Source organism: Aeromonas sp. R9-2, assembly GCF_040908025.1.
Lineage (GTDB): Bacteria > Pseudomonadota > Gammaproteobacteria > Enterobacterales > Aeromonadaceae > Aeromonas > Aeromonas veronii.
Genome location: NZ_JBFOCX010000031.1, coordinates 103,133 through 129,632 on the forward strand (window position 1 = coordinate 103,133; position 26,500 = coordinate 129,632).

Genomic DNA, 26,500 nt, shown 5'->3' on the forward strand with positions numbered 1-26,500 from the left:
CTAACTAATTTTGTGTTAGGTTGACGGGCATTTCACGGAATTCACCCTGACATTTGAGGAGCGAAATGATGAATGACGAGCTGGATATCAAGTCTCTGGTGGCCGAGTTACGTGTTGTCAGAGTGCGCTATGAACTGCCGGATACCTCGGCTTTTGTGCGCTATCAGCCTGCCTATGATGAAGACCCCAACAACCTTAAAGTACACCACTATGATGGTGAGTTACCCCTCTCTTGCAGCGAGACAGGTACTTTCAACCTAAAGGAGTTGGTAAATGAATTGCGCTACGCCTATGTGCTGGTGCACCTCTTTCCTGACGAAAGTGCCATGAACTTCTATCTGACCGGCCTCGATACCGGCCTGGCCCAGCTGGAGTTTATCGGTGGCTCTTACGACTTCAACCGCCTTTGGATCACCAGCGGTATCTCCAATCTGGGCGTCCCCATGGCCATCTTCCTTGGCAAGCGTCACGCCGTGAACGGCCAGCCCTCGGTTTCGCTGGTGGATCACCGCGAACAGGCAGCCGGCAAACTGGTCTATCGCGCCATCGGCGGTGCCGGTGATCATGTAGGCGAAGACTTTTTCAACAACGACTAAGGAGGCTGGATGCGAGCAAGCAAAGGGCTATTGAAAGGCCTCAACCCCACCATGGCCATGACGGCCCTCACCGTGATCACCCTGTTTTTGCTGTTTGGCGTATTTGTTCCCGATACCGCGGCCGCCTGGTTTGTCGGTGCCAAGGATCAGATTATTGCCGGGTTCAAGTGGTACTTCATTCTGGTGGTCGCCCTGTTCCTGTTCTTCGCTGTCTACCTGATGTTCAGCCGTTTTGGCAGCATCCGGCTGGGTGACGACGACCAGGTACCGGAGTTCGGCTACTTCGCCTGGTTCTCCATGCTCTTTAGCGCTGGCATGGGGATCGGTCTGGTGTTCTGGAGCATCGCCGAGCCGATGAACCATCTGCAGGGCAATCCGTTCATTACCGAAGGGATGACCCCGGAAGCGGCCCAGATCGCTATGCGCCTCACCTTCTTCCATTGGGGCCTGCACCCCTGGGCCATCTATGTGATCGTTGGCCTGTCGCTGGCCTTTTTCAGCTACCGGCGCAAGTTGCCGCTGGCGATCCGCTCTGTGCTTTACCCCATCCTTGGCGAGCGGATTTACGGTTTTTGGGGCCATGCGGCCGATGTGCTGGCGGTGTTCGGCACCGTCTTCGGGGTGGCGACCTCCCTGGGTCTGGGGGTCTCCCAGATGAATACCGGCCTCAACCAGATGTTTGGTATGGCGGTGTCGCAGTCCAACCAGCTCTGGCTGATTGGTGGCATCAGCCTGATCGCCACTCTGTCGGCGGTCTCCGGGGTCGGGCGAGGGGTGAAGATCCTCTCCGAGCTCAATATCTGGCTGAGCGTCTTCGTACTTGCGCTCTTTCTGGTGTTGGGGCCGACCACCTATATCCTCAACGCCTATGTGCAGAACATCGGTGATTACCTGCAGAACATCGTCAAACTGAGCTTCTGGACCAACACTGAAGCCAACGGTACTTCGGCCTGGCAGTCGAGCTGGACGGCGTTTTACTGGGGCTGGTGGATTGCCTGGGCGCCGTTTGTCGGCATGTTTATCGCCCGCATTTCCAAGGGACGCACTATCCGCGAGTTTGTGCTCGGTGTGTTGCTGGTACCCTCGCTGCTCGGCATGTTCTGGCTCACCGTGTTTGGCGGTACGGCGATGAATCTGGAGCTGTTTGGCGGTGGCGGCGTGGTCGCTGCGGTCAATCAGGATGTGACGCTGGCGCTCTACAAGACGGTCGAGCTGCTGCACTGGGATACCTTCGGCTGGATCGCCAAGGCCGTGCTGACCCTGCTCATCTGCACCTACTTCATCACCTCCAGTGATTCGGGCACGCTGGTCATCACCACCCTGCTCTCCATCGGTGATCAGGAGCCGCCGGTACTGCACCGCGCCGTATGGGGTCTTGGGCAGGGGCTGGTTGCCGCTATCCTGCTGGTCTCTGGCGGCCTGGCAGCCTTGCAGGCAGCCAGCATCATAGCCGCGCTGCCGTTCTCGGTGATCATGCTGGCGATGTGCTATTCGCTGATGCTGGGGCTCAAGCAGGAGAGCCAGCGCCAGTTCGAATATCGCCAGAATCTCAAGCGTCACGATGGCTCATCCCATATGAGCCTGATGGAGCGAATTGGTCCGGCATAACAGCACCAGCAGGGGTTAGCGCCCCTTTACATATAAACCTGGATGCAAAACGGCCGCCCTGGCGATGCTCTCCTTGCGGAGCTCATCATCAGGGCGGCCGTCTGTTATGGGGCCGAGGTTACTCTTCGATAAAGGTCCACTCATCCTTGATGCGGCTGATGGCATCGGTCCGCTTTTTGGCGAGCTGCTCCTTGATCTCTTCCCCTTTGAAACCGGCCGCCACTATCTCTTTCACCGGCACTGCCTGGGCGGCAGTCAGCGCTTCGGCCACATAGTCCGGCTCGGCGTAGACCCGCTCCTCGAAACCTGTGCGGCCGTGGAAGTCGGCGCGGCAGGCATCCAGCAGCTGGGCAAAGCGCTCGGGGCGGCGCCAGGCATCTGCCTTGTCGAACACCTTGAGCAGGGTGGCGGGCTTGAGCTCAAAGGCGATATGGATGTGGGTGTGCAGATCGCTCACCAGCAGAGCCAGATCCCGGCACTCGTTGGGAACCCGGAACCGCTCGCACAGGGCGCGAATAAGCGGCAGCCCCTTCTGGCCATGACCGTGATGGCTTGGCCAGAACTCCTTGGGGGTCACTCCCTTGCCAAGGTCATGGCAGAGGGCAGCAAAGCGTACCGTCAGCTCGGGGGAGATCCGGCACGCCTGCTCCAGCACCATCAGGGTGTGGATGCCGGTGTCGATCTCCGGGTGCCACTTGGCCGGGGCGGGGACGCCGAATAGAGCGTCGATTTCGGGGAAGAGTGCCTTGAGGGCGCCGCACTGGCGCAGCACCTCGATAAAGATCTGCGGGGTCGGCCCCAGCAGCACTTTTTCCAGCTCCTTCCAGACCCGCTCCGGCGTGAGGTGGGCCAGCTCGCCAGCGGCCGTCATCTCGCTCATCAGTGCGAGGGTCTCCGGCGCTATGGTAAAGCCCTGAGCGTGGAAGCGGGCGGCGAAGCGGGCGACCCGCAGGATGCGCAGCGGATCTTCGGCAAAGGCGGGGGAGACGTGGCGCAGCAGCCGTTTTTCCAAATCCTTGATGCCACCGTAGGGATCGTGGAGTTGGCCCTGATCATCTTCGGCGATGGCGTTGATGGTGAGATCCCGGCGCAGCAGATCTTGCTCGAGCGTCACATCGGGGGCAGCGTGGCAGACAAAGCCGGTGTAGCCCTGACCCTGTTTGCGTTCGGTACGGGCGAGGGCATACTCCTGCTGGGTTTTGGGGTGAAGAAATACCGGAAAGTCACGACCGACCTGGGTAAACCCCAGCGCCAGCATCTGCTCCACGGTGGCGCCGACCACCAGATGATCCCTGTCGCCCTGCGGCAATCCCAGCAGACGATCCCGCACTGCGCCCCCAACCAGATAAGTCTGCAAACCGTCTCTCCCGTCATCAATTGTGGGGCCGAGTATATCGTCTTTGTTACCGCTTTGCTGCTTGACCACCACCTGCCTGCAGCGCCAGTCAGCGCGGCTTTGACTTGGGCGTGACGAGGCCTTACGCTGCCGCACCAGACAGCTGGCGCTGTGCTGCGGGATGACTTTATGCCCGCTCAGGCCAGATGAGCCGAAGGAACCGCAGAGTTCCCCATATATCAACGACATGAGAACAACGTGAATCAATCAACCTTCGCAAGCCGGGTTCTGGAGTGGTACGAGCTTCATGGCCGCAAAACCCTGCCCTGGCAGCAGGAGAAGACCCCTTACCGGGTCTGGGTCTCGGAGATCATGCTGCAGCAGACCCAGGTCGCCACAGTCATCCCCTATTACCAGCGTTTTATGGCGCGCTTCCCCGATGTGGTGGCGCTGGCCGATGCCCCTGTCGACGAGGTGCTGCACCACTGGACCGGGCTGGGCTACTACGCCCGGGCCCGCAACCTGCACAAGGCGGCCCAGCAGATCCGCGATCATCACCATGGTCTCTTTCCCGAGCGCTTTGACGAGGTGATGGCGCTGCCGGGGATTGGTCGTTCTACCGCCGGGGCCGTGTTGTCGCTCTCTCTGGGTCAGCCCCACGCCATCCTTGATGGCAATGTGAAGCGGGTACTCACCCGCTGGCTGGCGCTGCCGGGCTGGCCCGGCCAGAAACAGGTGGAGAACGAGCTGTGGGAGATCGCCATCCGGCTCACCCCCAAGCTGGGGGTGGCGCAATACAATCAGGCAATGATGGATATCGGGGCCACTATCTGCACCCGCAGCAAGCCAGCCTGTGATCGCTGTCCGGTGCGGGCCGATTGCCAGGGGCTGTCGCAAGGCAAGCCTACCGCTTATCCCAACAGCAAGCCCAAGAAGAGCATTCCGGCCCGCGATGGCGTCATGTTGTTGATCCGCCATGGTGACGAGTTATTGCTGGAGAAGCGGCCGCCACAGGGGATCTGGGGCGGGCTCTACTGCTTCCCGCAGGTGGCCTCGCTGGCGGAGGTGGATGGTCTGCTGGCATCCCTCGGCCTGAGCCATCACGGTTATCGGGAACTGGCCGGTTTTCGCCATACCTTCAGCCACTTCCATCTCGATATTCAGCCGCTGCTGATTGACATTGATGAGGCGCAGCCGCTGCGGCTCATGGAAGCAGATAACCGACTCTGGTATAACTTACGCCATCCTGCCGAGGTGGGGCTGGCGGCCGCCACGGCCCGTCTGCTCGCCTATCCAGAGTTACAACCATAGAGGTCAACATGAGCCGTACTGTATTTTGCCAACGCCTGAAAAAAGAGGGCCCGGGTCTGGATTTCCAACTCTATCCCGGTGAGCTCGGCAAGCGGATTTTTGACAACATCAGCAAGGAAGCCTGGGCCGAGTGGCAGAAGAAACAGGTGATGCTGATCAACGAGAAAAAGCTCAACATGATGAATCTTGAGCATCGCCAACTGCTGGAAAAAGAGATGGTCAGCTACCTGTTTGATGCAGGTGAAGTGCAGATCGAAGGTTACACCCCGCCTGCCCAGTAAGCTCTCCGGCTGTTGTACGTGTGAACAGGTGCGGTAATGGCGCCACACTGGCGTGACCGCTCCTGAAGTCGCAGCAAATGAATGATGGGCAGCTCTGCTGCCCGGTTTGAGGATCCTATGGGCCGAATTTTTTGGCTGCTGTGCACCCTGCTGTTTCTCTCTGCCTGCTCATCCTCCCCCAAGCCCAGCGGGAGTGAGGATGACGATCTGGTCAACGGCAAGGACATCCGCGGTTTTGAACACATGATCAGCGCGCTCTCCCATAACGTGAACGAGATATGGGGGCGGGAGGCGCTGTTTGCGGGCAAGTTTGACTACGTCAAATACACGGATCAGTACAAGAGCCGGGCCCACATCGACTTCTCCAGCGGTCACATCATGGTGGAGACGGTCTCGGGCATCGATCCCCGCGCTCACCTGCGTCGCGCCATCATCGAGACCCTGCTGACGCCGGACGATCCGGCCGAAGTGGATCTTTACTCCGACCGGGAAATTCTGACCGGCGGCGAGCCTTTCCTCTACGGTCAGGTGCTGGACAATCAGCGCCAGCCAATCCGCGCCTCTTGGCGCGCCGAGCGTTATGCCGATTACCTGCTCAACACTGCGATGAAGAAGCGCACTTTGGGGATTCGCACCATCTTCTTCGTCGATATTCCCATGGTGGCCAACCATGAAGACCGACGGGGCTACAAGTATGCGGGGATCATCCGGGAAGCGTCGCGCAAATACGGCGTGCCGGAGAGCCTGATCTATGCGGTGATCAAGACCGAGAGCAGCTTCAACCCCTATGCGGTGAGCCATGCCAACGCTTATGGCCTGATGCAGGTGATCCCGGCTACCGCCGGTCGTGACGTCTATGTGCGGGTCAAGGGCAAGAACGGCCAGCCAACCCGGGAGGAGCTGTTCAACCCGGCCTACAACATCGATGTTGGTACCGCCTATCTGCACCTGTTGCAGACCGTCTATCTGGCGGATATCGAGGACCCGCGCTCCCGTCGCTATGCGGTGATCTCCGCCTATAACGGTGGTGCGGGCGGGGTACTCAATACCTTCTCCAGCGATCGCAAGGCGGCGCCGGGCCGGATCAACCGGCTCTCCCCCGAGGCGGTCTATCAGGTGTTGACCGAACAACATCCCAAAGAGGAGGCGCGCCGTTACCTCTACAAGGTCAATCAGGCCGAGAAGGGGTTCAAGAGAGCCTTTGCCAGTCGGGCCGGTTAAGCGGTGACGCTGGGTTAACCATGCAAAAGGGCGCTTGATATCAAGCGCCCTTTTAACGTCTGGCCAGTTCGTCGTTGAAGTGACCTTATTTGGCAATAAAGCCGCCCTTGGTCTGCGGGGCCGCGCCCACTTTCTCCAGGGTTTTGACTTCCACTTCGGTCTTGTTCCAGCTGTGGTCCACTTCACCACGGATGCGGATCTGATCATCCGGGCCCACTTCGGTGCCACGCCACACATCCTGATCCACTTCGACCTCCACCTCACCGCTGGCATCGCGGAACAGATAGTTCTCGCCGCCCAGGTGCTTGACCAGTTTCCCTTCCAGGGTGGCCCAGCTGTCATCGGCCAGATCTTTCAGTTGAGCAACGGAAACCTTGTTCTGCTCTTGCGGGCCGGTATAGGCCGCCATGGCGAAAGAGGATACGGACATCAGGGTCAACATTCCGATAATGGCTGCGCTTGCTTTGTTCATTTCATGCTCCTGTCGTTGGGATGGGGGCATTGTGCAGAGAGGGGCGTGAAACAAGCGTGAAAGAAATAGGCTGGTGTGATTGTCTGTTTTGTGAGCGCAAGCGATTTCATCGGTGGCGGAACATGTGTGATTTCATCTGGAACAGTAATCTGTCGCCTTCACCAGAAGTCAGTGGTAGCAGACTCTTCCCATGCCTGTAGCCACTCGAGGAGAAGTCCGCAGGTCTCACCTGCTTAATCGAAGAGCATAACAATATGAAAAAATGGCTTGTTTGTTTATTGGGGTTAATGGCATTGACCGCGCAAGCGGCAGAGGGACGCCAACCTTTTTCCCGGGTTGTGATGTTTGGTGACAGCCTCTCCGACACCGGCAAGATGTACAAGAAGATGAGGGGGTATCTCCCCTCCAGCCCACCCTACTTCAACGGGCGCTTCAGCAACGGCCCGGTGTGGCTGGAGCAGTTGGGTAACGAGCGTTTCCCCGGTCTGGTCGTGGCCAACGAGGCGGAAGGCGGTGCAACCGCGGTGGCCTATAACCATTTGGGCGCCCTGAACGGCTGGCTCGGTTTCTGGTCCTGGGACCCCAAATATCAGGTGATCAACAACCTCGATTACGAGATCGATCAGTTCCTGAAAAAGGACAAGTTCCGTCCCGATGATCTGGTGGTGATCTGGGTCGGTGCCAATGACTATCTGGCTTATGGCTGGAACACCGAGCGGGATGCAGATCGGGTGATCGATACCATCCGGCTGGCATCCAACCGATTGGTGCTCAACGGTGCGCAGCAGATCCTGCTGTTCAACATTCCTGATCTGGGGCAGACTCCGTCAGCCCGCAGCATGAAGGTGGTGGAGAAGGTGCGCCATGTGGCCAGCTACCACAACCAGAAGTTGCAGAACCTCACTCGCGAGCTGGCTCCCCTTGGCATCGTGAAGCTGTTCGAAGTGGACAAGCAGTTTGACGAGATGATGCGCGATCCTCAGCAGTTCGGGCTGAGTGACACTGAACACGCCTGCTACGGTGGTGGCTATACATGGAAGCCGTTCTCCGGCAGCGCCGCCGAGGTGGCTGCGACCCCGGCTTTGAGTGTCTCCGAAAGAGTGGCTATTGCCGGTAACCCGATCCTGGCGCAGGCGGTGGTGAGCGGGCAGGCAAAAGGGCGAGCAGCGACTCTCAACTGCGATGAGCATATGTTCTGGGATCAGGTGCATCCGACCAAGACGGTGCACAAGGTACTGAGCCAGCGTGTTGCTGACTTTATCGATCAGCACTACGAGTTTGTTCGTCACTGATATCGCTTCGGGCCAGCATGTTGCTGGCCTTTTTCTCCTATCCGCCCTCATTTGTGCGTCTTTTTGCGTCACATTCAGTTCAAATAACAAACGTTTGTTGCTGTTTTTGTAACGTGGTTGCGTTAGAGTGTTTTTTGTTAATTGATATCAGTGACTTGAAAATAGGCTAACGTTGATATGCTGCGATCGCTTTTGGGTGGTTGCACCTATAAGACGAGGTGATATCAATCAACCTCCTCCTACATAAAGTTGCAGAGGCTCAAACATGAAAAAATCATTGATTACCTTGCTGGTTACCGGCTTGCTGGCGGCCAATGCCCAGGCTGCCGGTCAAGACAACACCTGGTATGGCGGTGCCAAACTGGGTTGGTCCAACTTCTACGGCATTGATGAAAGCAATGCCCTGACCCTTGGCAATGAGACCAACGATGCCTTGGGTGCAGGCGTGTTTGGCGGTTATCAGATCAATAAGAATCTGGGACTGGAGCTGGGTTACGACTATCTGGGCAATTACAAATACGATGCCACTACGGCGGCAGGCGCTTTCAGTGATGAAGTAAAAGCACAGCTGGCTCAACTGACCCTGAAACTGGGCTTCCCGGTTACCGATAATCTGGATCTGTATGGTCGTGTCGGTGGCGGTTATGGCTGGGCTGATACCAAGAGCGATGTCTACAAAGATGACAGCCGCTTTGTCATGGTCGGTGCACTGGGTGCCGAGTATGCATTCAACCTCGACTGGGCTGCTCGCCTGGAGTATCAGTACACCACCCCGTATGGCAGTCGTGACGATACCGGTCTGAGAATGGATAACGGCTTGCTCTCGCTGGCAGCGGTTTATCGCTTTGGTCAGGTTGCCCCTGTGGCGCCCGCTCCGGCTCCGGAACCTGCTCCTGCACCTGTGATGGTTGAGAAGCAGTTCACCCTGAGCTCCGATGTGCTGTTTGACTTCAACAAGGCGACCCTCAAGCCAGAGGCCAGTCAGGCACTGGATAGCCTCTATAGCCAGATTGAAGAGGCGCGACCCAAAGATGGCGTGGCAACCGTAATTGGTCACACCGACCGTATCGGTTCCGATGCCTACAACCAGAAGCTCTCCGAGCAGCGTGCCCAGACCGTTGCCAACTATCTGGTTGGTAAAGGGATCCCGGCCGCCAAGATCAATGTGGAAGGGCGTGGTAAATCCTCACCGGTTACCGGCGACAGCTGCGTCAGCAAGTCCAAGCGTGAGCTGATCGTCTGCCTGGCTCCGGATCGCCGTGTTGATGTGAAAGTCGAAGGTGTCAGCGAGGTGCAGGAGTAATCCTTCACACTGAGCAGATCTCCACTGGGGCTGGAAGGAACAGCCCCTGTCGGAGCAAGAGAGACCAAAAAGCCAGTCAGTTGATCTGACTGGCTTTTTACATTGGCATTGCGGTCGGGCAGGGGACAAATCAGGAAGGGAGTGGCATCACTCGGTTGCGCCCCAGCTCCTTGGCCTTGTAGAGCAGCTTGTCGGTACGTTCGACCAGACAGTCTGCGCTCTCCTGACCGTTGAACTCACCCACGCCAAACGATGCAGTGATGTGGTCGATGCGGCGGCCCGATTTGCGATCCAGAATCGACATCCGCTCGATGGCGCGGCGCATGCTCTCCGCCATCTGTCTGGCCAGCGCCAGCGAGCGATGGGGGACCAGCATGGCGAACTCCTCCCCACCCAGCCGATAGGCGGTGACCCCCTCCTTGCAGGCATCGCGCAGCCGTTTGCTGAAGGCGCGCAGCACCTGATCGCCGAGCAGGTGACCGTACTCGTCGTTGAAGTTCTTGAATCGATCGATATCGGCGAGGATTAGCGAGAAGGGGTGCTGGCTGCGGATCAACCCCTCCAGCTCCAGATCGAAGGCGCGGCGGTTGAGCAGGTTGGTGAGGGCATCCTCGTTGGCCAGTTTGCGTGTCTCGTTGAGCGCCGCCCGCAGTTCCTTGATCTCTTTTTCCGCATTGCTGAGCTGGTTGCGAAAGTGCATGGTGGACATGCGCACATCCCGCGATTCGCGCACCAGCTCTCGCAGGATCCCCATGGTGTCTTCCAGGCTGAAGCCCTCGTCATCAATGCGGCTGAGCTTGTCAAAACTCTTGTCGAGCATCTCCTGAAACATGCCGGTATCGGAGATGGCGTCCTGCATGGAGTGGCCGAGCTCGTTGGCCATGGCGGCGAGGCTCAGTTTCATCGCCTCCATCTGCTTCTCGTCCTGAGCGGCCAGATACTGGTGATAGAGTCGCTCGCAGGTGGTGAGCGAGCAGGTTCCCTGCATTTTGACTGCCTGATCGATCGCTTGGTTGAGCTCGGGCATGCTGGCCGAGACATAGTTGTACCACAGGTGGTAATTGTCCGGCGTCGTGGGGATCTGGTACTTGATCATCAAGGGAACCGCCTGTTTGAGATAGGCGGCAGATTGGGCAAATGTGTCCTTACTCATGAGTTCTGTGTCTCATCATGCCAGCGAACTGAAGATAGTATGACAGAGAGATTGGCCAAAAGGCAGCCGATGGATGCCATTCGCCCCCCCCTCCGATATAATGGCACCGTTACCACCTACCCTAAGGCCTGCTTATGTCTCAAAAAGATCCTTTCCTCGAACGCGAGGCCGAAAAATACGATAACCCCATCGCCAGTCGCGAGTTGATCCTGGAACTCATCAAGGGCCATGAAAAGCCCATGTCCCGTGAAGAGTTGGCCAAGGTCCTCAAGCTGAAAGATGAAGAGCCGTTGGAAGCCTTGCGTCGTCGTCTGCGCGCCATGGAGCGTGATGGACAACTGGTATTCACTCGCAACCAATGTTATGCCCTGCCGGATCGCCTTAATCTGGTCAAAGGTTATGTAATCGGCCACAAGGATGGCTTCGGTTTTCTGCGTCCGGAAGGTGGTGGTCCGGATCTGTATCTGAACAACCGAGAGATGCAACGCCTGATGCATGGCGATTACGTGCTGGTGCAGCCGACCGAGATCGACCGTAAGGGTCGTCAGGAAGCTCGTCTGGTGCGCCTGCTCAAGTCTCGTGAGGCAGACATTGTCGGCCGTTACTTCGTCGAGAATGGCGTTGGTTTCGTGGTGCCGGATGACAGCCGTATCGGCCAGGACATCATCATCCCGGAAGGGGAGAACAAAGGGGCTCGTCAGAGCCAGGTCGTGGTTGTGCGGATCAATCAGCGCGCCACCTCCCGCATCAATGCCGTCGGCACCGTACTGGAAGTGCTGGGCGAGAACATGGCGCCGGGCATGGAGATCGAAATTGCCCTGCGTACCCACGGTATCCCGCACACCTGGCCGGAAGAGGTGACCAAAGAGGTTGCCGGTCTCGGCGAGCAGGTGCCTGAGAAAGCCAAAGAGGGCCGCATCGACCTGCGCGCCCTGCCGCTGGTGACCATCGACGGCGAAGATGCCCGCGATTTCGATGACGCCGTCTTCTGTGAAGCCAAGCGCGGTGGCGGCTGGCGTCTGTGGGTTGCCATTGCTGACGTCTCCGCTTACGTGAAGCCCGGCACGGCGCTGGATGCCGAAGCCTATCAGCGCGGCAACTCCGTCTACTTCCCCGAGTTCGTGGTGCCCATGCTGCCGGAGGTGCTCTCCAACGGCTTGTGTTCCCTGAACCCGCAAGTAGACCGCCTCTGCATGGTGTGCGAGATGACCATCTCCGCCGCTGGTCGCATGTCCGGCTACAAGTTCTACGAAGCGGTAATGAACTCTCACGCCCGTCTAACCTACACCAAGGTTGCCGCGATCCTCGATGGCGATCCCAAGCTGCGTCAGCAGTATGATCCGCTGGTGGGCCATATTGAGGAGCTCAACAACCTCTACAAGGCGCTCAAGCATGCCCGTCACCAGCGCGGTGCGGTGGAGTTCGAGAGCGAGGAGACCCGCTTCATCTTCAATGCCCAGCGCAAGATCGACCGCATCGTGCCACTGGTGCGCAACGATGCCCACAAGATCATCGAAGAGTGCATGATCCAGGCGAACGTCGCCGCAGCCCGTTATATCGAGAAGAACGAAGCCTTTGCCCTGTTCCGGGTCCACGACCGTCCGGGCGAAGAGCGTCTGACCGGTTTCCGCGATTTCCTGGCCGAACTGGGTCTGGAGCTCAAAGGCGGCCTCGAGCCCGAGCCGAAAGACTTTGCCGAGCTGGCTGCCAAGTTTGAAGGGCGCCCGGATGCGGAGCTGCTCTCCACCATGCTGCTGCGCTCCATGCGTCAGGCCATCTATCAGGCTGACAACATCGGTCACTTCGGTCTGGCGTTGAAGTCCTATGCGCACTTCACCTCGCCAATCCGTCGCTATCCCGACCTCATCCTGCACCGGGCGATCAAGTATCAGACCGCCAAGGAGCAACAGGGCAACCTGCGCCACAAGTGGACTCCGAGCGGTGGTTATCACTACCAGCTGGAAGAAGTGGACCCGATGGGCGAGCACTGCTCCATGACCGAGCGCCGTGCAGACGATGCCACTCGCGATGTGGCCGACTGGCTCAAGTGCGAGTACATGCTGGATCACGTGGGTGACGAGTTCGACGGCGTTATCGCCAGCGTCACCGGCTTTGGCTTCTTCGTGCGTCTGGCCGAGATCCACATCGACGGTCTGGTGCACGTCAGCACCCTCACCAACGACTACTACCAGTTTGACCCGCTGCATCAGCAGCTGATCGGCGAGAACTTCCGCCGCCGTTACCGTCTGGGCGACAAGGTGCGGGTCAAGGTGATGGGCGTCAATCTGGACGATCGCAAGATCGACTTCGTGATGGTGGAAGAACCCCTCAAGATCACCGGCAAGAACGCCAAGCAGGCGGTTCGCAAGATGGCCGAGATCAAGAAAGAGAAGGCCAAGAGTGCCGAGCGCCACGAAAAGCGCAAAGAGAAAGATGGCAAGGAGAGCGGCAAAACCGCCAAGGGTAGCCGTGCCAAACCCAGCAACAGACGACCGGGCAAAAAGGCTCGCGATAAGGCCAAGAGCACTAAATGAGTACAGAACTGATCTACGGCATTCACGCTGTCACCGCGCTGCTGGAGCGCACTCCCGAGCGCTTCATCGAAGTGTGGGCCCTCAAGGGGCGGGATGACGACCGGCTGCAACCCCTGCTGACCGAGCTGGAATCCCTCGGCCTCAAGGTGCAGAGCGTGAACCGCAAGACCCTTGATGACAAAGCGGAAGGCAACAATCACCAGGGCATCATGGCCCGGGTGAAAGAGGCGCCGAAGCTCGCCGAGCACGATCTGGCCAGCCTGCTGGACGAGCTGGCGGCACAACAGAGCCAGCCCTTCCTGCTGGTGCTGGATGGCGTGACCGATCCGCACAACCTCGGCGCCTGCCTGCGCAGCGCCGATGCTGCCGGGGCTCATGCTGTCATCGTGCCGCGGGACAAGGCCACCGGCCTGACCCCGATCGTGCGCAAGGTTGCCTGTGGCGCGGCCGAAGTGGTGCCGCTCATTCAGGTCACCAACCTGGCCCGCACCCTGCGCGAATTGCAGGAGCGCGGCGTCTGGATTGTCGGCACCGCTGGCGAGGCCGATCACGACCTCTATCAGGCCAAACTGACCGGCCCGATGGCCCTGGTGATGGGTGCCGAAGGTAAAGGTATGCGTCGTCTGACCCGCGAACATTGCGACGAGCTGGTGAGCATCCCGATGGCAGGGGCGGTATCCAGCCTCAACGTTTCGGTGGCAACCGGCGTCTGCCTGTTTGAAGCTGTGCGTCAGCGTCGCGGTTAATCATGCTGACTGACAGACCCCCCTTCGATTGGGCGCAGGTCGCAGATAAAGAGGAGGCCGCGCGCCTCCTCTCTTTTGCCCGTCCGCTGACCCTCAGCCCGAAAAGCTGCCTCTGGCATGCCGGCGACAGCCCGGATCTGCTGGTCAGGGTGGAGCAGGGGCTGCTGCGGGCCAAGCTGGTGCTGGAGGATGGCCGCGAGTACATCAAGGAGTTCTACTGGGAGGGGGACGAGTTTCTCGACTTCCACCACCTGCTCAGTGGCGAGCCGGCCCGCTACAGCGTGGAGGCGCTGGAGCCCTGCCGTCTGCAGCTTTTCAGTCTGGCCGACTTGCGCCAGTTGCCCGGCTGGCCGCGCTGGTACCAGCACCTGCTGGAGGTGCAGCTGCGCATCAAGGAGGAGAAGGAGCAGTTACTGCTGACCGGCAGCCCGCAGGCACGCTATCAGCACTTTCTCGACAGCTTTCCCGCGCTTGATGCCAGAGTGCCGGATCACCAGATCGCCGCCTATCTCGGCATTACTGCCATCAGCTTGAGCCGCATTCGCAAACGGCTGAAAGAACTTAACAAAGGTTAATGCAGGGCGCTGGCGCCACGATTATGCTGGCAGGCCGAACTGATAAGGAGTTGCCGATGAACTGGATCCTGAAACCCTGGTCTGAACTGACCACAGACGAGTTGTATGAGTTGCTGGCGCTGCGGGCCGAGGTGTTCGTGGTGGAGCAGACCTGCCCCTTTCAGGATCTGGACGGGCTGGATCGCCGCGACGGGGTCTGGCACCTGCTCGGCTATCAGGGCGAGCTGCTGGCCGCCTATGCGCGGATCATGGCGCCCGGCATCGGCGATGAGAGCTGTGCCGCCATCGGTCGGGTGGTGACCTCACCCAAGGCGCGTGGCGGTGGTCTTGGTCATAAGCTGATCGGCGAGGCGGTCAAAGCGTGCGAGGCACGTTGGCCGACCCACAGCATCTGGCTTGGTGCTCAGGCTCATCTGCAGGGCTTCTACGGCCAGCACGGTTTTGTGGCGGAAGGGGAAGGCTATCTCGAAGACGATATCCCCCATATGGGAATGCGCAGAGTGGTGGCATAACCACTCGTCAGAGTGATTCAGAATGCAGAAGGGCCATCCCGTTGGATGGCCCTTCTCTTTATCGCCAGGCGATCACTTCTTCTTTTTCTTCTTGGCGGACTTCTTCTTGTCGACCGGTTTTTTCTTCTTCACCGGTACCCGCGCTTCCTTGTGTTTCGGGCGCAGCTCGTCGATCACCCGGCGCTTGAGGCGCTCCTCGGTGTAGCGTTCGATCTTGGCGACCATCGCCATGTCGTGGGCTTCCACCAGGCTGATGGCACAGCCACGGTTGCCAGCGCGGCCGGTACGGCCAATCCGGTGGACGTAAACGTCGGCGCCGTAGGGCATGTCGTAGTTGATGACATGGCTGACGTTCGGCAGGTCGATGCCGCGGGCGGCGACGTCGGTGGCGATCAGGAAGGGTACTTCCCCTTCGTGGAACTTGCGGATCGACTCGATACGCTTGCTCTGCTCCATCTCGCCACGGATCCAGGCGCAGGAGATACCTGCAGCCTGCAGCTGGCCGGAGAGCTCCGCCAGACGCTCGCGGGTCTTGACGAAGATGATCGCCTTCTGGGTTTCCGGATCTTTCAGGATATGGGTCAGCAGCGCCAGCTTGTGGGCGGCGTCATCGGCCAGATGGATCCACTGGGTAATGGGGCGACGTTCGCTGCGGGGCGGCTCGGCGTGCAGCTCCACCGGATCCTTGAGGATCTCGTTGGCGAACTTCTCAAGGCCGGCCCCTTCCAGGGTGGCGGAGAAGAGCATGGTGTGCTTGCGGTAGCGCGCCTCTTCCACGATGCGGTTCACATCCTTGATAAAGCCCATGTCCAGCATGCGGTCCGCTTCATCCAGCACCAGCACTTCGATGTCGTGGCTCTCGAACTCCTCTTTCTCGATGTATTCGAGCAGACGGCCCGGGGTGGCGACCACGATGTCGGTGGTTTTGGTCAGGGCAGGCAGCTGCTCTTCATGGCTGACGCCGCCGATGATGGTCTCGATGCTGAGGTTGGTGTGAGCCGCCAGCGCCTTGGCGTGGGCGGTCACCTGCAGCGCCAGCTCGCGGGTCGGGGTCAGGATCAGCATGCGGCAGGGGCCAGGCTTGCGGCGCGGGAAGTCCAGCAGATGCTGGAGTGCCGGCAGCAGGAAAGAGGCGGTCTTGCCGGTACCGGTCGGAGCGGATGCCAGAATATCGCGGCCGTCCAGGGCTGGCTCCAGCACCATCTGCTGGATGGTGGTGGGGCGGGTGAATCCCATCTCGGCCAAGGCCCGGTTGAGGGCTGGGTGCAGGTCGAAATCATCAAAGGACTGGCTCATGGCAATACTCGGTCATTAAGGAAACGGCAGATTATAGGCGATTATCTCGTCGGCTCCTATTGGTGAGTGTGTCTTAGCCGCTATAATCGCCCACCATTTTTGCAGATGACGGGGGCCAGATGGGACGTAGTCGCGGATTTACCTTCAAACAGTTCCATATCAATCACGATCGCTGCGCCATGAAGGTGGGCACCGATGGCATTTTGCTCGGTGCCTGGGCGCCGGTCGAACAGGCGCGACGAGTGCTCGATATCGGCACCGGCAGCGGCCTGATCGCCCTGATGTTGGCCCAACGCAGCAGATCTGACTGCCGTCTTGATGCGGTCGAGCTGGATATTAATGCGGCCAGTCAGGCGCGGGAGAATGCGGCTGCTTCTCCCTGGGCCGATCGGGTGACCGTCATAGAGAGTGCCATTCAGGATTATCAGGCCGCCCCTTACGATCTTGTCGTCTCCAACCCTCCTTATTTCGTGGCAGGCCAGTCATTTAGCGATCCGGCGCGGGCGTTGGCCCGCCATACCGGTGCCCTCGACAGCCCCGCATTACTGGCGGCCTGCGATCGTTTGCTGAGCCCGAACGGGCAGGTGGCGCTGGTGCTGCCGACGGCGATGGCCGATGAAATTTTATGCATTTCGGCGAATTATGATCTGCATGGCATTTGTTATACAGCTGTTATCACCAGAGAGGGTAAAGAGGCAAATCGTGTTTTATTGCTACTTGGTAGAGGATTAAACAGGTGTGAGAGGGGTGAAATTGTGATCCATTCTGCTGATGGGGTCTATTCCGACAGATATATCCAACTGACCAACCTCTTCTATTTGAAGATGTAAATTTCGTCTTGAACTATTTTTCCACGCCATTATGCTGGTTCCAGATCGAGCGCCCGCTCCAGACCAGCTAAAACCACTGGTTGCGATGAAAAAACATGCGGGGCTCTTTTTTTATACCCCCTGAACACACCCGGTCAGCGACCGATAAAAACTATAACAAGCAATAATTTACAAGACAGACGAGGTTGAACTTGACGAAATCACTCACATTGTCCGATGTACTCGGATTAGGGTTTATGACCTTCGCCTTCTATCTGGGCGCCGGTAACATCATTTTCCCGCCGTTGGCCGGTTACATGGCTGGTGAGCACCTCTCCCTGGCGATGTTTGGCTTCCTGGTCACTGCCGTGGGCCTGCCTCTGGTGACCATTCTGGCCGTGGCGAAAGCCGGTAACGGTTGGGCTGGCATGACCAAACTGCTGCCTGCCGGTGTCGCGACTGCGCTGGCCGTTGCCATCTATATCATCATCGGCCCGGCTTTTGCCGCGCCCCGTACCGGTCTGGTTGCCTATGAAATGGGCCTCAAGCCGTTCATCGGTGATATGGGGCAAGCGGGTCTGGCTGCCTATACCGTGATCTTCTTTGGTGTGGCCATTCTGGTTTCCATGAACCAGGGCAAGCTGATGGACGCCATCGGCAAATACCTGACTCCGGTACTGATGCTGCTGCTGCTGACTCTGGCTATCGGGGTATTCGTAGCACCGCAAGGCTCCATGCCTGATGCGTCCGGTGACTACCAGAACAGCCCCTTCGTCAAAGGGATCCTGGAAGGCTACAACACCATGGACACCCTGGCGTCCCTGATGTTTGGCGCCCTGATCGTCGATCTGCTGCGCCAGAAAGGCATCAACGATTACAAGAGCCAGTTCAAGTATCTGGCCATTGCCGGCCTCATCTCTGCCGTTGGTCTGAGCGTGGTATACGTCTCCCTGTTCCAGCTGGGTAACACGGCCGCCGGCGTGGCGACCGATGTCAGCAACGGTGGCGCCATCGTCAACGCCTACGTACTGAGCCTGTTTGGTCAGCCGGGTCAGTTCATTCTGGCGGCCATCATCACTCTGGCGTGCTTTACCACTGCAGTCGGTCTGATCTCCGCCTGTTCTGATTTCTTCCACAATCTGACCGGCATGGCTTACAAGAAGCTGGTGGTGCTGCTGGGCGTTATCTGTGCCGTGGTGGCCAACGTGGGCCTGAGCCAGTTGATCAGCCTCTCCATTCCGGTGCTGGTTGCCATCTATCCCGTTGCCGTGGCGCTGGTACTGGTCACCTTCCTGAAGGGTTACTTCGGCCGTCCCCGTCTGGTGTTCCGTGGCGTGTTGATGGTTGCCTTCCTGTTCGGTTGCCTGGATGGTCTGGGTGCTGCCGGTATGAAGATGGATGCGTTTGCCTTCCTGCCGCTGTTCGACAAGGGCCTCGCCTGGCTGATGCCGACCCTGCTGGCCTGCGTAGTTGGCGTGATGGTGCGTCCGACCGAGATGGCTGCCGAAGCTGCCTGATCACACCCGATGTGATATTGCCAAGAGCCTGCCCCGTGCAGGCTCTTTTGTTTTCTGTGAGCCTCGCTTCTCGCCTCGCTTTGCACTGCCGTAATTGTCACTGTACACAGATTGCATCTGAGCAGCCGTATTTTGCTGCTATAACCGGTTTCCCCCTTCTCACCTCCCATACGCCACGTGTGACACCTGTTTATGGAGCGCCGAGTTGTTCGGCGATTAATTCCGCAGCAGTAAATTGTTTCAAGATATTAATTGGTGATTGAGATCGAACTCCTCTTCTTTATGCTAAAGGTGATGCGCCTCATCCGGTCCGCGGGCCGTGTGGGGGCGAGAGGTATTGTTACCGGTTATCTGCCAGGCAGTGGGTGCAATCAATAACAAGCTGATAAGGCAGATGAGGCTGAGTTTGACGAAATCATTGAAGTTGTCCGACGTATTCGGATTGGGGTTTATGACGTTTGCCTTCTATCTGGGGGCTGGCAATATCATTTTTCCGCCGCTGGCCGGTTTTATGGCTGGTGAGCATCTGCTGGCCGCCATGTGCGGCTTTTTGCTAACGGCAGTGGGCTTGCCGCTGATCACCCTGATTGCGGTGGCCAAGGGGAGTTCGGGGGGCGGCGCGAGTGGCTGGACCGGAATGACCCGCTATCTGCCCGCCGGGGCGGCGACGGCGCTGGCTATCGCCATCTATATCATCATGGGGCCTGCTTTTGCCATTCCCCGCACCGGTCTGGTTGCCTACGAGATGGGGCTCAAGCCGTGGCTTGGCGATGCCGGTCATGAGGGGTTGCTGATCTACACCCTGAGTTTCTTTGCGCTGGTGATCCTGGTGGCGCTCGATCGGGGCAAGCTGCTCGATGCGGTCGGCAAGTATCTGACCCCAGCCCTGATGGTGATGCTGCTTATTCTGGCGGTCGGGGTCTTTATGACGCCGCAGGGCGCCATGCCAGATGCCAGCGGTGAGTACATAGATGCAGCCCTGACCAAAGGAATGCTGGAGGGGTACAACACCATGGATACCCTGGCCTCCCTGATGTTTGGAGCCCTGATCATCGGGTTGCTGCGCCAGAAGGGGATCGAGGATTATCGCAGCCAGTTCAAATATCTGACCATTGCAGGCTTGATCTCGGCGGTCGGGTTGTCGGCGGTGTATGTCTCGCTCTTTCAGCTGGGCAACAGCGCCGGTGGGGTGGCAAGCGATATCAGCAATGGTGGGGCCATCGTCAATGCTTACGTCCAGAGTCTGTTTGGCCAACCGGGTCAGTTTATTCTGGCTGCCATCATCACCCTGGCCTGTTTTACCAGTGCGGTCGGCCTGCTCTGTGCCGGTGCCGACTACTTCCATGGCCTTACAGGTTGGGCCTATCGCAACTGGGTCATGCTGCTGGGGGCGCTCTGTGCAGTGGTGGCCAATGTGGGGCTGAGCGAGCTGATCGGCCTCTCGATTCCGGTGCTGGTGGCCATCTATCCGGTTGCCATCGCGCTGGTGTTGGTGACCTTCCTCAAGGGATGGTTTGCCCAGCCACGGCTGGCGTTTCGCGGCGTGCTGACGGTCGCCTTTCTGTTTGGTTGCCTCGATGGGCTGGGGGCTGCCGGGATGGCGATGGACGGCTTTGCCTTCCTACCGCTGTTCGACAAGGGGCTTGCCTGGCTGCTGCCGACTCTGCTGGCCTGCATCGTCGGCATCCTGGTGCGACCAAGCGGGAAGTTGGCTGCCGAAGCGGCTTGATTCAGGAACAACGAGATAGCAAAGAGGCCAGCATCTGCTGGCCTCTTCTGTTTCTGCCGGATCCGTTACCGGATCAGATTTGCGGGCCTTTCGGCTTGGGTTTGCCCTCCAGACCATACCAGTGGGTTTCTACCCGTCCGGCATGCCACTCGAAGGTGCCCCAGGGCTGCTTGGCTTCCCAGCGCGGGAAGTTGATGAGCACCCGGTTATCTTCGTACTTGTAGAGGGAGGTGCTGATCTGAATGTCCGACAGGATCAACAGCAGGGCCCAGCAGATGAAAATCCATTTCAATGCTTTCCACATAGGGTTACTCGAAGCAGATTTCGATAGTGGCGCGACCGAAATCCGATTCGAACGGCATCATGATCTTGGTGCCATCGGCACGGTGGGTAATGGTGTGGTTGGGGCCGGAGACGATGATGGGGGTCGCCATGTCAAACTCGTAGCCCTTCTCGCCCAGCATCCGTTTGGCACCGCCAGTCACCATGTTGGTGATTTCACCGACCATGTCGGTCACCTCTTCGTTGATGTTGGCGGGAGCTTCCCCCAGCATGCGGCGCATGATCTCCAGCGCCAGCCCCTTCTCGAAGCTGATGGAGAGGGAACCACGGGTCTGCGGGCCGACCATGCCGATCAGGCCGGAGACGTCGCCGCGCGCCAGCTCATCCATCTTGCGTTTCGGTTTGCCCGGTTTGAGTTCCAGCTGTGCCATGGTCGAGAGCACATTGAGCAGGGATAGCAGGAACGGATTTACAAAATCAGCCTTCATGATGACTTCCTACAGTGGGCGTACAACGGGCACATTGGCCATGTGCCTCTATCGTCTTATTGGTAATAGTAAAACCATGCAAGTGGGCCTGCTCGGAAAACGCGCTATCGATCGCCGTATCGTGAAGCTCGACCACATCCCCGCACTCGTCGCAGATCAGCAACTGCATCGGGTGAGCGTGATCGAAGTGGCAGCAGAAGATAAACGCGTTGAGAGATTCCACCTTGTGAGCAAAGCCCTGTTCGAGCAAAAAATCGAGTGCCCGATAGACGGTTGGCGGCTTGGCATTGGCTTCGGTTTGTTGCAGCTGGGCCAACAAATCATAGGCGCTGATGGCGTTGCCGTGTGCCGCCAGCAGGCGAAATACCTGACGTCGGGTCGGGGTGAAGCGGATCCCTCGCTGTATACAGAGTCGCTCGGCTCGTTGTAAAAGTTGGTCTTGATTCATGATCGCGCAGATACCCTTTCTATTAGCCGGATACTATCACAGGGCCTCGCATGACGCGGCGACAAAATTCATTTTCTGGGGCTGCTTCACGTTGTGATAAAATCCGCCCCTTTCTTTAGCCAACCCGGATGATTTTTATGCAGGCGCAGCGTTTTTCCATCGCCCCCATGCTGGATTGGTGAGATTTTTTCTCTAGCCCTTATCAGGCGTGGACTTCAATTTCCATGGGGCAGATATGGGGCAGGTGGTTGCCAAAATGGCTTTAAACAGGTGTTGTTCTCAAGTCTTTTTGATCTTCTCGTCTACTTTGCGAATATGTCCCAATAACATTGTTCTTTAAATACAAAAGTCATCTTTATCAACATGTTATGTTGGTGGTGGTGACTATTTGAGTATACTCAATCCAGCCCTTAAGGGTGAAGAGGAGGAAGCATGGGTTGCTGTATTGCCTATATGTCTTTCTTGAGCTGTTTGCTGTGCAGGTAGGTGCATCTATAAACTGACCCAGACCACAGACAAAGAGCAGAATGAAAAAAGCCCGCGACTAGCGGGCTTTCCCATCCAGAAGATTATCTTCGAGCCTCCATCTTTGTGATCGCGGTTAACCTGCGAACTTCTTTCTCTCTCTGCTGATCTATATAGCTGGCCAGGTCATTCAGGTGCACAAGATAGTCGCTCTTTTGGCTCGTTCGGAACGTTGGGATGGGGAGCATCCCGGCATTTGCCCGCTGTCTGGCAGTTTGATATGACAGACCAAAGTACTCACTACAGATCTCTTTGAGCGGTACGATGGGTTTCTCGTATTGTGCTAAAAGCATAAAAACAGTCTGCATGCTGCTACCTCACAACAGGGTTAGTGGTGCAGGGAAAACAGGAACATTCATTCAATCACCCCCAATGCAGCTAGGTCTTTTTTGATTCGTTCTGGCCAGATGGCAAAATAGGGAGCTGTTTTTTTCTCGCGAACAATATTAAGAGTAAATCTTTCGAAATCATTGAATTGCAACCAGTTTTTATTGATTAATCGCTGTATTTGTGAACGATATTGAGGGCGAAAATCTAACACTTGTTTCAATACATCAGGTTTGATTAACCATTGCAGTTCTCCCTGATATGTTCTGCTGTAACCAACACTAGAGTTCAGTCGACTATCCAGTGTCCTAATGTATGGTCCCCAGTCAGGTATGGCCATTTTCAACATACTAAACAACCGATAATCTTCAGTATCTAGGCCATGACCGCGGCTTTTTAGCCAGAGATTGAAACAATGGTTAACTGCATCCTCGGAGTGATGTTCTCGCCAGGGCAACAGATCGAAATAATTGGCCGTGATCAGCGCTGACTGAACTAAGGCAAATTGCCGAATTACTCGCATAACTTGTGGACTGACGGAGTAGCCCAGTAGCCGCTCTGCATTTTCTCTAATGAGGTCACAACGATATGAAAGGTGTTGTGATACCTTGCGCTCCAGCTCAATCTCTTCGTAGCTGGCCAATCTATCTACCCATAACTGGAATAACGAGCCGTGGTATTTCTTGCAGCGCCGCTGCAATTCATCAGCCAAGAGGTTTGGTTTTTTGAAACCATGGAGTCTATCAAAAATACCGAGCTGACCTGTTACAGGGATCTCAACCACTCGGTTTCGTTGTTTAGAAAATGGAACTGTAACTAGCTGGGCCATGTGCTCAGTCAAAGTCACCTCTCCACTGGATAAAGCTATGGTCCGCCAAGGCTCACCTATGGCAAAACTGTCTGATTCTTCGTTGGCTCTTGGCTTGGGGCTACCGCTACAAATGGAGTTAACGGCAGTATCTACATCTTCTGCCTTGGCCTGAGATAGTTCATTCAGGAGTAGTGGAATATCGTTATGCATTACAGTGGTTGTAGATAGGCTATGAGAGGTACTCTGCCAAGTTCGAATCAGAGACTCATCGCCTAAAAGTGATGAGGCCACATTCAGAGCTATTGGTTGGCCCGACTCAGAGTGGTTATAGAGATGGAATATCAGGTTCTCAACTCCAGAGCTGCTCAGTAGTGGAGCACTTAGAGCCACGCCACAGCAAAAAATAAGCATCGGATTACCAATACAAAGTTTGCCAATTTCCTCCTTCCACTGCTCATGGGTACCGGACTGCCGCAGACCCATATTCAATCCGCTGCGCACAAAATACAATTTTGTGTTACTCCTAGGGACACTCCAGCCAGGGGTAACAAAGGCCTCAGAATGCCAACCGGTTCGTTCCGCGCATGTTGCTGGTTCAGCATGTTGGAGTTTATTGAATAGATAGCGCCGGATACGTAGCCAAGCGAGGGGGCTTTGCTCTAGTTGATAGCCTGAATCGAGCAACATTTCCTGAATGTGTCTGCTGTTATCCCCCAGGAGATGCCGCATAAGGACAATTTCTTGTAACTTAACACCATCCAAGTTTTTCCACTCCAGCAAAATTCCGTGTCTACGCCTCTGATCTGAGGTGCGGGTTCTAGCCAGCACGTTGATATAACCCCCGAGTTTGACCCAGCGCTCCGATTCCTTGAACTCCAATCCATCCGGCAGTAATCGAAATTCCATACCCCCCCTCCTCAAATGTTATTCAGGTGTAGTTGAATGCTAAGCAACGTGAATCTTATTGAATGTCCGGTGGGACATGATCTGATGGTGGCTGGGAGGATTCCTAGTTTTACACGTCGATGTACTGTCGAATATGAAAGGGGGGGCTGTTCAGCGAACTTAGCTCTCGCGGGCAATTTTCTATTGTTTGTTTCAGTCATACATCCTCCGTACTTTTCATGTGTAGGCAGGTACATTCTGAAGGTTGTATGCAGAGAACACGGTCGCTCAATGTGTCCTTTTTGGGAAAAACATAAAAAAATTATTTCAATATAAAACAACATCTTATGGCACAACTTTGCTTGGCTCAGACTATTTCACCGTATTGGGGCAATTACAGTATTATTTTTTGACCTACGAACCGGTCAGAAATTTCACATGTGAAAGTTTTTACGTCTACTGGATGGTATCCCTAGGTGAGATCCCGGATGGCTCGTAATGGTTAAAAATGCGAGTGATGTCTTGCATTATGTAACAGGACTATCATAGAAGGGAGTCGAGTTAGGCATCTATCGTTTTAAATAACAAAAGTTTTACCAAAATGGTGAGTTAATATTCTCCCCTGTTTCAACGTCACGACCATCTAAAATCAGCCTGATTTTTATTTTTTTCTGCTGGAATCGTTTGCATAAGTGTCTTTTGGGGTAATGAGAAATCTATAGTATAACCAGCCAACAAGGGCTGCTTGCCAAGAAAAAACTGCTACCAATATCCAAAATGTAAGGGTCAGTATCAAGTACTTGTGTAACAAATCCAGCAAGGGTTTGAGCCAATAAACAACAGGGATGGCTAGAACGGCATAGCCCCAGTCTGTGATTTCAAGTATTGCCCAACCAAGGACTACAACAGCCATCAAGAATATATTTATTAAGTCATTTCATAATGACCTCCGTTAAAATCATATAGACGTAGTTTCACAAAGTACCTTCATGGCATTTAACCTATCCTTATTTTTAAAGTATTTACGGAGTTACATAAATTTGATTATTCATTGACGATGTGGTTTTTAATGTGAGTTCATAAAAATGTTACACGTGAATTATTTAGATGTTCAGATAGGTCAAAATTGATGTTTAAAATGAAAATTCAACCATCCCTTAATTAAAAAAAGACAGCGCGCCGGTACTATTTATGTGACTGTACAGATTAGAATAAATATCTACCATCGCTAACTCAGAACATTATGAATATGTGACGATGTCCAGTTGATTGTTCTACAGATTCTTTCGACCAGTCCTTTGTTCGTGTGAAATTTTTTGCTTCTCTCTGTAAAGATATGCGGCAGTTACTGCAACGCCAAGAAGGAAAAGAAATAGAGTGATCAAAATGACGATGCTGTTCATAAAACGCCCTCCGTATGACATTGGAAACTATGCACTATCTGTGGGGAATCATCAACAACATCTTGATTTTTATGTTTATTTGTGATTTAGGTGCAAAGTTCATCTTAAGTTGGGTGTTACAAGAGAGCTGCTCGGTAGTGGCACTTGGTGTTGCTGGGCCTGCGAGTTGACAGGCTTTTTATTGTTTTTCATATAGATAGCCCCTGAGCGCATTTCGATGCCATCATGACTGATCGCTCATTAATACCTCAAGGGCTGTACGAGATACTACCTACACAGTAACTGTCAGAAACTGGGGCTGCTTTTGTAATGCGTTTGAGCTGATAAGCGAGTCATGAGAGAAGATCCATCTTATCAAGGTGCTGGCTCAGTGTGCCTAGTAGACGTTGACTGCTGCGAGAAAGCCGACGCAACTGCATCAACTGATCATTGAGTTGGCGTATCAGGATAAAGCCTTCTTCTATCGCCAAAATGACAGGTTTTTCCCAGTCATGCGCAGGGGTAAATGTCGATTTATAGTATGAAAACTGACCATTTCGGGGTAGGTAATGACTAAGAACCTTGTGCTTCCCTGATCCTCTTGGCTGTTCAATGAATTGATTGTAATACCAGTGACATTCCAACTTGAATTGACGAACTCGTGCCCTGCAACCGAAATGGCCCGGATAACCGGGGGTCTGCTTGGTTCTGTGCGCGCGATTGTGTTGCCAAAAATGGTCGCAGAGTCGATTTGCTAGAAACTCGTAGCGCCTCTGCTCAATCTCCGCCATGTCGTGGATGGCGATGAGGTACTCCCCGCACTGCTGTAATGCCATACGGGTGGCGTTATCCCGATCTGCTTGAGTCGTCTGTTTGCGGCTGATTGTTCGCCATGCTTCTGCCATGCGGGAAATGTTCTGTTGTGTCATGCATCCTCCTGACCTTGGTTATGACACCACAGATGTTAAACATGAGGCTGCAAAAACCTGCGCTCTGTATCTGCCCTTTTGGGGCGTTTGGATAGATATTGCAGGTCCCAAGATGATTACTCCTGCTCCAAA

24 protein-coding genes are annotated in these 26,500 nt (G+C 55.9%); 14 read left to right on the top strand and 10 right to left on the bottom strand.

Annotation, left to right across the window (positions count from 1 at the left end; all coding sequences use genetic code 11):
• Positions 1 to 68 precede the first annotated feature (68 nt).
• Complete coding sequence (locus AB5Y71_RS17745; protein WP_005335836.1) at positions 69 to 596, top strand: hypothetical protein; 528 nt, start codon at positions 69 to 71, stop codon at positions 594 to 596.
• A 9-nt stretch (positions 597 to 605) separates the two neighbouring features.
• On the top strand, positions 606 to 2,204 hold the full coding sequence (locus tag AB5Y71_RS17750) for a BCCT family transporter (RefSeq protein WP_368172119.1): 1,599 nt from the start codon (positions 606 to 608) through the stop codon (positions 2,202 to 2,204).
• Between the two features lie 118 nt (positions 2,205 to 2,322).
• Here the strand turns inward: AB5Y71_RS17750 and AB5Y71_RS17755 are convergent, their stop codons facing one another.
• Positions 2,323 to 3,561, bottom strand: coding sequence for a multifunctional CCA addition/repair protein (locus AB5Y71_RS17755; RefSeq protein WP_368172120.1), 1,239 nt, complete (start codon positions 3,559 to 3,561; stop codon positions 2,323 to 2,325).
• A 237-nt stretch (positions 3,562 to 3,798) separates the two neighbouring features.
• Here AB5Y71_RS17755 and mutY point away from each other — a divergent pair, with 237 nt between their 5' ends.
• The 3 genes from mutY to mltC all read left to right on the top strand — a co-directional run bounded on the left by mutY (position 3,799) and on the right by mltC (position 6,353).
• On the top strand, positions 3,799 to 4,851 hold the full coding sequence (mutY, locus tag AB5Y71_RS17760; RefSeq protein WP_100652745.1) for an A/G-specific adenine glycosylase: 1,053 nt from the start codon (positions 3,799 to 3,801) through the stop codon (positions 4,849 to 4,851).
• Positions 4,852 to 4,859: 8 nt separating this feature from the next.
• Positions 4,860 to 5,132, top strand: a complete 273-nt coding sequence (locus tag AB5Y71_RS17765) for an oxidative damage protection protein (RefSeq protein WP_005335828.1) — start codon at positions 4,860 to 4,862, stop codon at positions 5,130 to 5,132.
• Between the two features lie 117 nt (positions 5,133 to 5,249).
• Positions 5,250 to 6,353 carry a membrane-bound lytic murein transglycosylase MltC gene (gene mltC, locus AB5Y71_RS17770; RefSeq protein WP_042052484.1) on the top strand — a complete coding sequence of 368 codons (1,104 nt, stop codon included), beginning with the start codon at positions 5,250 to 5,252 and terminating at the stop codon, positions 6,351 to 6,353.
• Between the two features lie 85 nt (positions 6,354 to 6,438).
• Here the strand turns inward: mltC and AB5Y71_RS17775 are convergent, their stop codons facing one another.
• The gene (locus AB5Y71_RS17775) at positions 6,439 to 6,825 is read right to left on the bottom strand and encodes a YgiW/YdeI family stress tolerance OB fold protein (RefSeq protein WP_368172121.1); all 387 of its coding nucleotides are present in this window, start codon (positions 6,823 to 6,825) and stop codon (positions 6,439 to 6,441) included.
• 254 nt (positions 6,826 to 7,079) lie between these two features.
• On the opposite strand from AB5Y71_RS17775, the gene AB5Y71_RS17780 reads away from it, so the two are divergent.
• Positions 7,080 to 8,117 (top strand): SGNH/GDSL hydrolase family protein, encoded by a 1,038-nt coding sequence (locus AB5Y71_RS17780; protein ID WP_368172122.1) that lies wholly within the window; start codon positions 7,080 to 7,082, stop codon positions 8,115 to 8,117.
• Positions 8,118 to 8,382: 265 nt separating this feature from the next.
• Positions 8,383 to 9,420, top strand: coding sequence for a porin OmpA (ompA, locus tag AB5Y71_RS17785; RefSeq protein ID WP_005335824.1), 1,038 nt, complete (start codon positions 8,383 to 8,385; stop codon positions 9,418 to 9,420).
• A 130-nt stretch (positions 9,421 to 9,550) separates the two neighbouring features.
• Here the strand turns inward: ompA and AB5Y71_RS17790 are convergent, their stop codons facing one another.
• Positions 9,551 to 10,573: a GGDEF domain-containing protein gene (locus tag AB5Y71_RS17790; RefSeq protein ID WP_019445736.1), complete on the bottom strand. Its 1,023-nt coding sequence runs from the start codon at positions 10,571 to 10,573 to the stop codon at positions 9,551 to 9,553.
• Positions 10,574 to 10,707: 134 nt separating this feature from the next.
• On the opposite strand from AB5Y71_RS17790, the gene rnr reads away from it, so the two are divergent.
• The 4 genes from rnr to AB5Y71_RS17810 are packed head-to-tail and all read left to right on the top strand — an operon-like array spanning position 10,708 to position 14,940.
• Positions 10,708 to 13,107, top strand: a complete 2,400-nt coding sequence (gene rnr / locus AB5Y71_RS17795) for a ribonuclease R (protein ID WP_368172123.1) — start codon at positions 10,708 to 10,710, stop codon at positions 13,105 to 13,107.
• Entirely contained in the window at positions 13,104 to 13,853 is a 750-nt protein-coding gene (rlmB, locus tag AB5Y71_RS17800) for a 23S rRNA (guanosine(2251)-2'-O)-methyltransferase RlmB (protein ID WP_005354834.1), read from the top strand. The genes rnr and rlmB overlap by 4 nt, the downstream gene beginning before the upstream one ends.
• A gap of 2 nt (positions 13,854 to 13,855) precedes the next feature.
• On the top strand, positions 13,856 to 14,428 hold the full coding sequence (locus tag AB5Y71_RS17805; protein ID WP_368172124.1) for a Crp/Fnr family transcriptional regulator: 573 nt from the start codon (positions 13,856 to 13,858) through the stop codon (positions 14,426 to 14,428).
• Between the two features lie 56 nt (positions 14,429 to 14,484).
• On the top strand, positions 14,485 to 14,940 hold the full coding sequence (locus AB5Y71_RS17810; RefSeq protein ID WP_368172125.1) for a GNAT family N-acetyltransferase: 456 nt from the start codon (positions 14,485 to 14,487) through the stop codon (positions 14,938 to 14,940).
• 72 nt (positions 14,941 to 15,012) lie between these two features.
• On the opposite strand, the gene srmB is transcribed toward AB5Y71_RS17810, so the two are convergent.
• On the bottom strand, positions 15,013 to 16,236 hold the full coding sequence (srmB, locus tag AB5Y71_RS17815; protein WP_005335816.1) for an ATP-dependent RNA helicase SrmB: 1,224 nt from the start codon (positions 16,234 to 16,236) through the stop codon (positions 15,013 to 15,015).
• Positions 16,237 to 16,355: 119 nt separating this feature from the next.
• Here srmB and AB5Y71_RS17820 point away from each other — a divergent pair, with 119 nt between their 5' ends.
• From AB5Y71_RS17820 to brnQ (AB5Y71_RS17830), 3 genes are all read left to right on the top strand, one after another.
• A complete protein-coding gene (locus AB5Y71_RS17820) occupies positions 16,356 to 17,066 on the top strand; it encodes a tRNA1(Val) (adenine(37)-N6)-methyltransferase (protein ID WP_368172126.1) in 711 nt (236 codons plus the stop codon).
• A 191-nt stretch (positions 17,067 to 17,257) separates the two neighbouring features.
• Entirely contained in the window at positions 17,258 to 18,562 is a 1,305-nt protein-coding gene (gene brnQ, locus AB5Y71_RS17825; RefSeq protein ID WP_005335813.1) for a branched-chain amino acid transport system II carrier protein, read from the top strand.
• Positions 18,563 to 19,013: 451 nt separating this feature from the next.
• A complete protein-coding gene (gene brnQ, locus AB5Y71_RS17830; RefSeq protein WP_368172134.1) occupies positions 19,014 to 20,291 on the top strand; it encodes a branched-chain amino acid transport system II carrier protein in 1,278 nt (425 codons plus the stop codon).
• A 73-nt stretch (positions 20,292 to 20,364) separates the two neighbouring features.
• Here brnQ (AB5Y71_RS17830) and AB5Y71_RS17835 read toward each other — a convergent pair whose 3' ends face one another.
• The 6 genes from AB5Y71_RS17835 to mobI all read right to left on the bottom strand — a co-directional run bounded on the left by AB5Y71_RS17835 (position 20,365) and on the right by mobI (position 26,368).
• Positions 20,365 to 20,595: a hypothetical protein gene (locus AB5Y71_RS17835; RefSeq protein WP_005335809.1), complete on the bottom strand. Its 231-nt coding sequence runs from the start codon at positions 20,593 to 20,595 to the stop codon at positions 20,365 to 20,367.
• A 4-nt stretch (positions 20,596 to 20,599) separates the two neighbouring features.
• Positions 20,600 to 21,061, bottom strand: coding sequence for a chemotaxis protein CheX (locus tag AB5Y71_RS17840; RefSeq protein WP_005335807.1), 462 nt, complete (start codon positions 21,059 to 21,061; stop codon positions 20,600 to 20,602).
• On the bottom strand, positions 21,051 to 21,509 hold the full coding sequence (gene zur / locus AB5Y71_RS17845) for a zinc uptake transcriptional repressor Zur (protein WP_005335805.1): 459 nt from the start codon (positions 21,507 to 21,509) through the stop codon (positions 21,051 to 21,053). The genes AB5Y71_RS17840 and zur overlap by 11 nt, the downstream gene beginning before the upstream one ends.
• Positions 21,510 to 22,078: 569 nt before the next feature.
• Positions 22,079 to 22,342 (bottom strand): pyocin activator PrtN family protein, encoded by a 264-nt coding sequence (locus AB5Y71_RS17850; RefSeq protein WP_033115050.1) that lies wholly within the window; start codon positions 22,340 to 22,342, stop codon positions 22,079 to 22,081.
• A 47-nt stretch (positions 22,343 to 22,389) separates the two neighbouring features.
• Complete coding sequence (locus AB5Y71_RS17855; RefSeq protein WP_368172127.1) at positions 22,390 to 24,078, bottom strand: DUF927 domain-containing protein; 1,689 nt, start codon at positions 24,076 to 24,078, stop codon at positions 22,390 to 22,392.
• Between the two features lie 1,714 nt (positions 24,079 to 25,792).
• On the bottom strand, positions 25,793 to 26,368 hold the full coding sequence (mobI, locus tag AB5Y71_RS17860; protein ID WP_368172128.1) for a conjugative transfer protein MobI(A/C): 576 nt from the start codon (positions 26,366 to 26,368) through the stop codon (positions 25,793 to 25,795).
• Between the last annotated feature and the right edge of the window lie 132 nt (positions 26,369 to 26,500).

Coding starts and splice junctions, on each gene's coding strand:
- AB5Y71_RS17775 (WP_368172121.1), bottom strand. CDS start 6,825: ATGAACAAAGCAAGCGCAGCCATTATCGGAATGTTGACCCTGATGTCC.
- rnr (WP_368172123.1), top strand. CDS start 10,708: ATGTCTCAAAAAGATCCTTTCCTCGAACGCGAGGCCGAAAAATACGAT.
- mobI (WP_368172128.1), bottom strand. CDS start 26,368: ATGACACAACAGAACATTTCCCGCATGGCAGAAGCATGGCGAACAATC.
- AB5Y71_RS17810 (WP_368172125.1), top strand. CDS start 14,485: ATGAACTGGATCCTGAAACCCTGGTCTGAACTGACCACAGACGAGTTG.
- brnQ (WP_368172134.1), top strand. CDS start 19,014: ATGACGTTTGCCTTCTATCTGGGGGCTGGCAATATCATTTTTCCGCCG.
- AB5Y71_RS17765 (WP_005335828.1), top strand. CDS start 4,860: ATGAGCCGTACTGTATTTTGCCAACGCCTGAAAAAAGAGGGCCCGGGT.
- AB5Y71_RS17835 (WP_005335809.1), bottom strand. CDS start 20,595: ATGTGGAAAGCATTGAAATGGATTTTCATCTGCTGGGCCCTGCTGTTG.
- ompA (WP_005335824.1), top strand. CDS start 8,383: ATGAAAAAATCATTGATTACCTTGCTGGTTACCGGCTTGCTGGCGGCC.
- AB5Y71_RS17805 (WP_368172124.1), top strand. CDS start 13,856: ATGCTGACTGACAGACCCCCCTTCGATTGGGCGCAGGTCGCAGATAAA.
- zur (WP_005335805.1), bottom strand. CDS start 21,509: ATGAATCAAGACCAACTTTTACAACGAGCCGAGCGACTCTGTATACAG.
- AB5Y71_RS17855 (WP_368172127.1), bottom strand. CDS start 24,078: ATGGAATTTCGATTACTGCCGGATGGATTGGAGTTCAAGGAATCGGAG.
- AB5Y71_RS17850 (WP_033115050.1), bottom strand. CDS start 22,342: ATGCAGACTGTTTTTATGCTTTTAGCACAATACGAGAAACCCATCGTA.
- srmB (WP_005335816.1), bottom strand. CDS start 16,236: ATGAGCCAGTCCTTTGATGATTTCGACCTGCACCCAGCCCTCAACCGG.
- AB5Y71_RS17780 (WP_368172122.1), top strand. CDS start 7,080: ATGAAAAAATGGCTTGTTTGTTTATTGGGGTTAATGGCATTGACCGCG.
- AB5Y71_RS17790 (WP_019445736.1), bottom strand. CDS start 10,573: ATGAGTAAGGACACATTTGCCCAATCTGCCGCCTATCTCAAACAGGCG.
- AB5Y71_RS17840 (WP_005335807.1), bottom strand. CDS start 21,061: ATGAAGGCTGATTTTGTAAATCCGTTCCTGCTATCCCTGCTCAATGTG.
- AB5Y71_RS17820 (WP_368172126.1), top strand. CDS start 16,356: ATGGGACGTAGTCGCGGATTTACCTTCAAACAGTTCCATATCAATCAC.
- mltC (WP_042052484.1), top strand. CDS start 5,250: ATGGGCCGAATTTTTTGGCTGCTGTGCACCCTGCTGTTTCTCTCTGCC.
- AB5Y71_RS17750 (WP_368172119.1), top strand. CDS start 606: ATGCGAGCAAGCAAAGGGCTATTGAAAGGCCTCAACCCCACCATGGCC.
- rlmB (WP_005354834.1), top strand. CDS start 13,104: ATGAGTACAGAACTGATCTACGGCATTCACGCTGTCACCGCGCTGCTG.
- AB5Y71_RS17745 (WP_005335836.1), top strand. CDS start 69: ATGAATGACGAGCTGGATATCAAGTCTCTGGTGGCCGAGTTACGTGTT.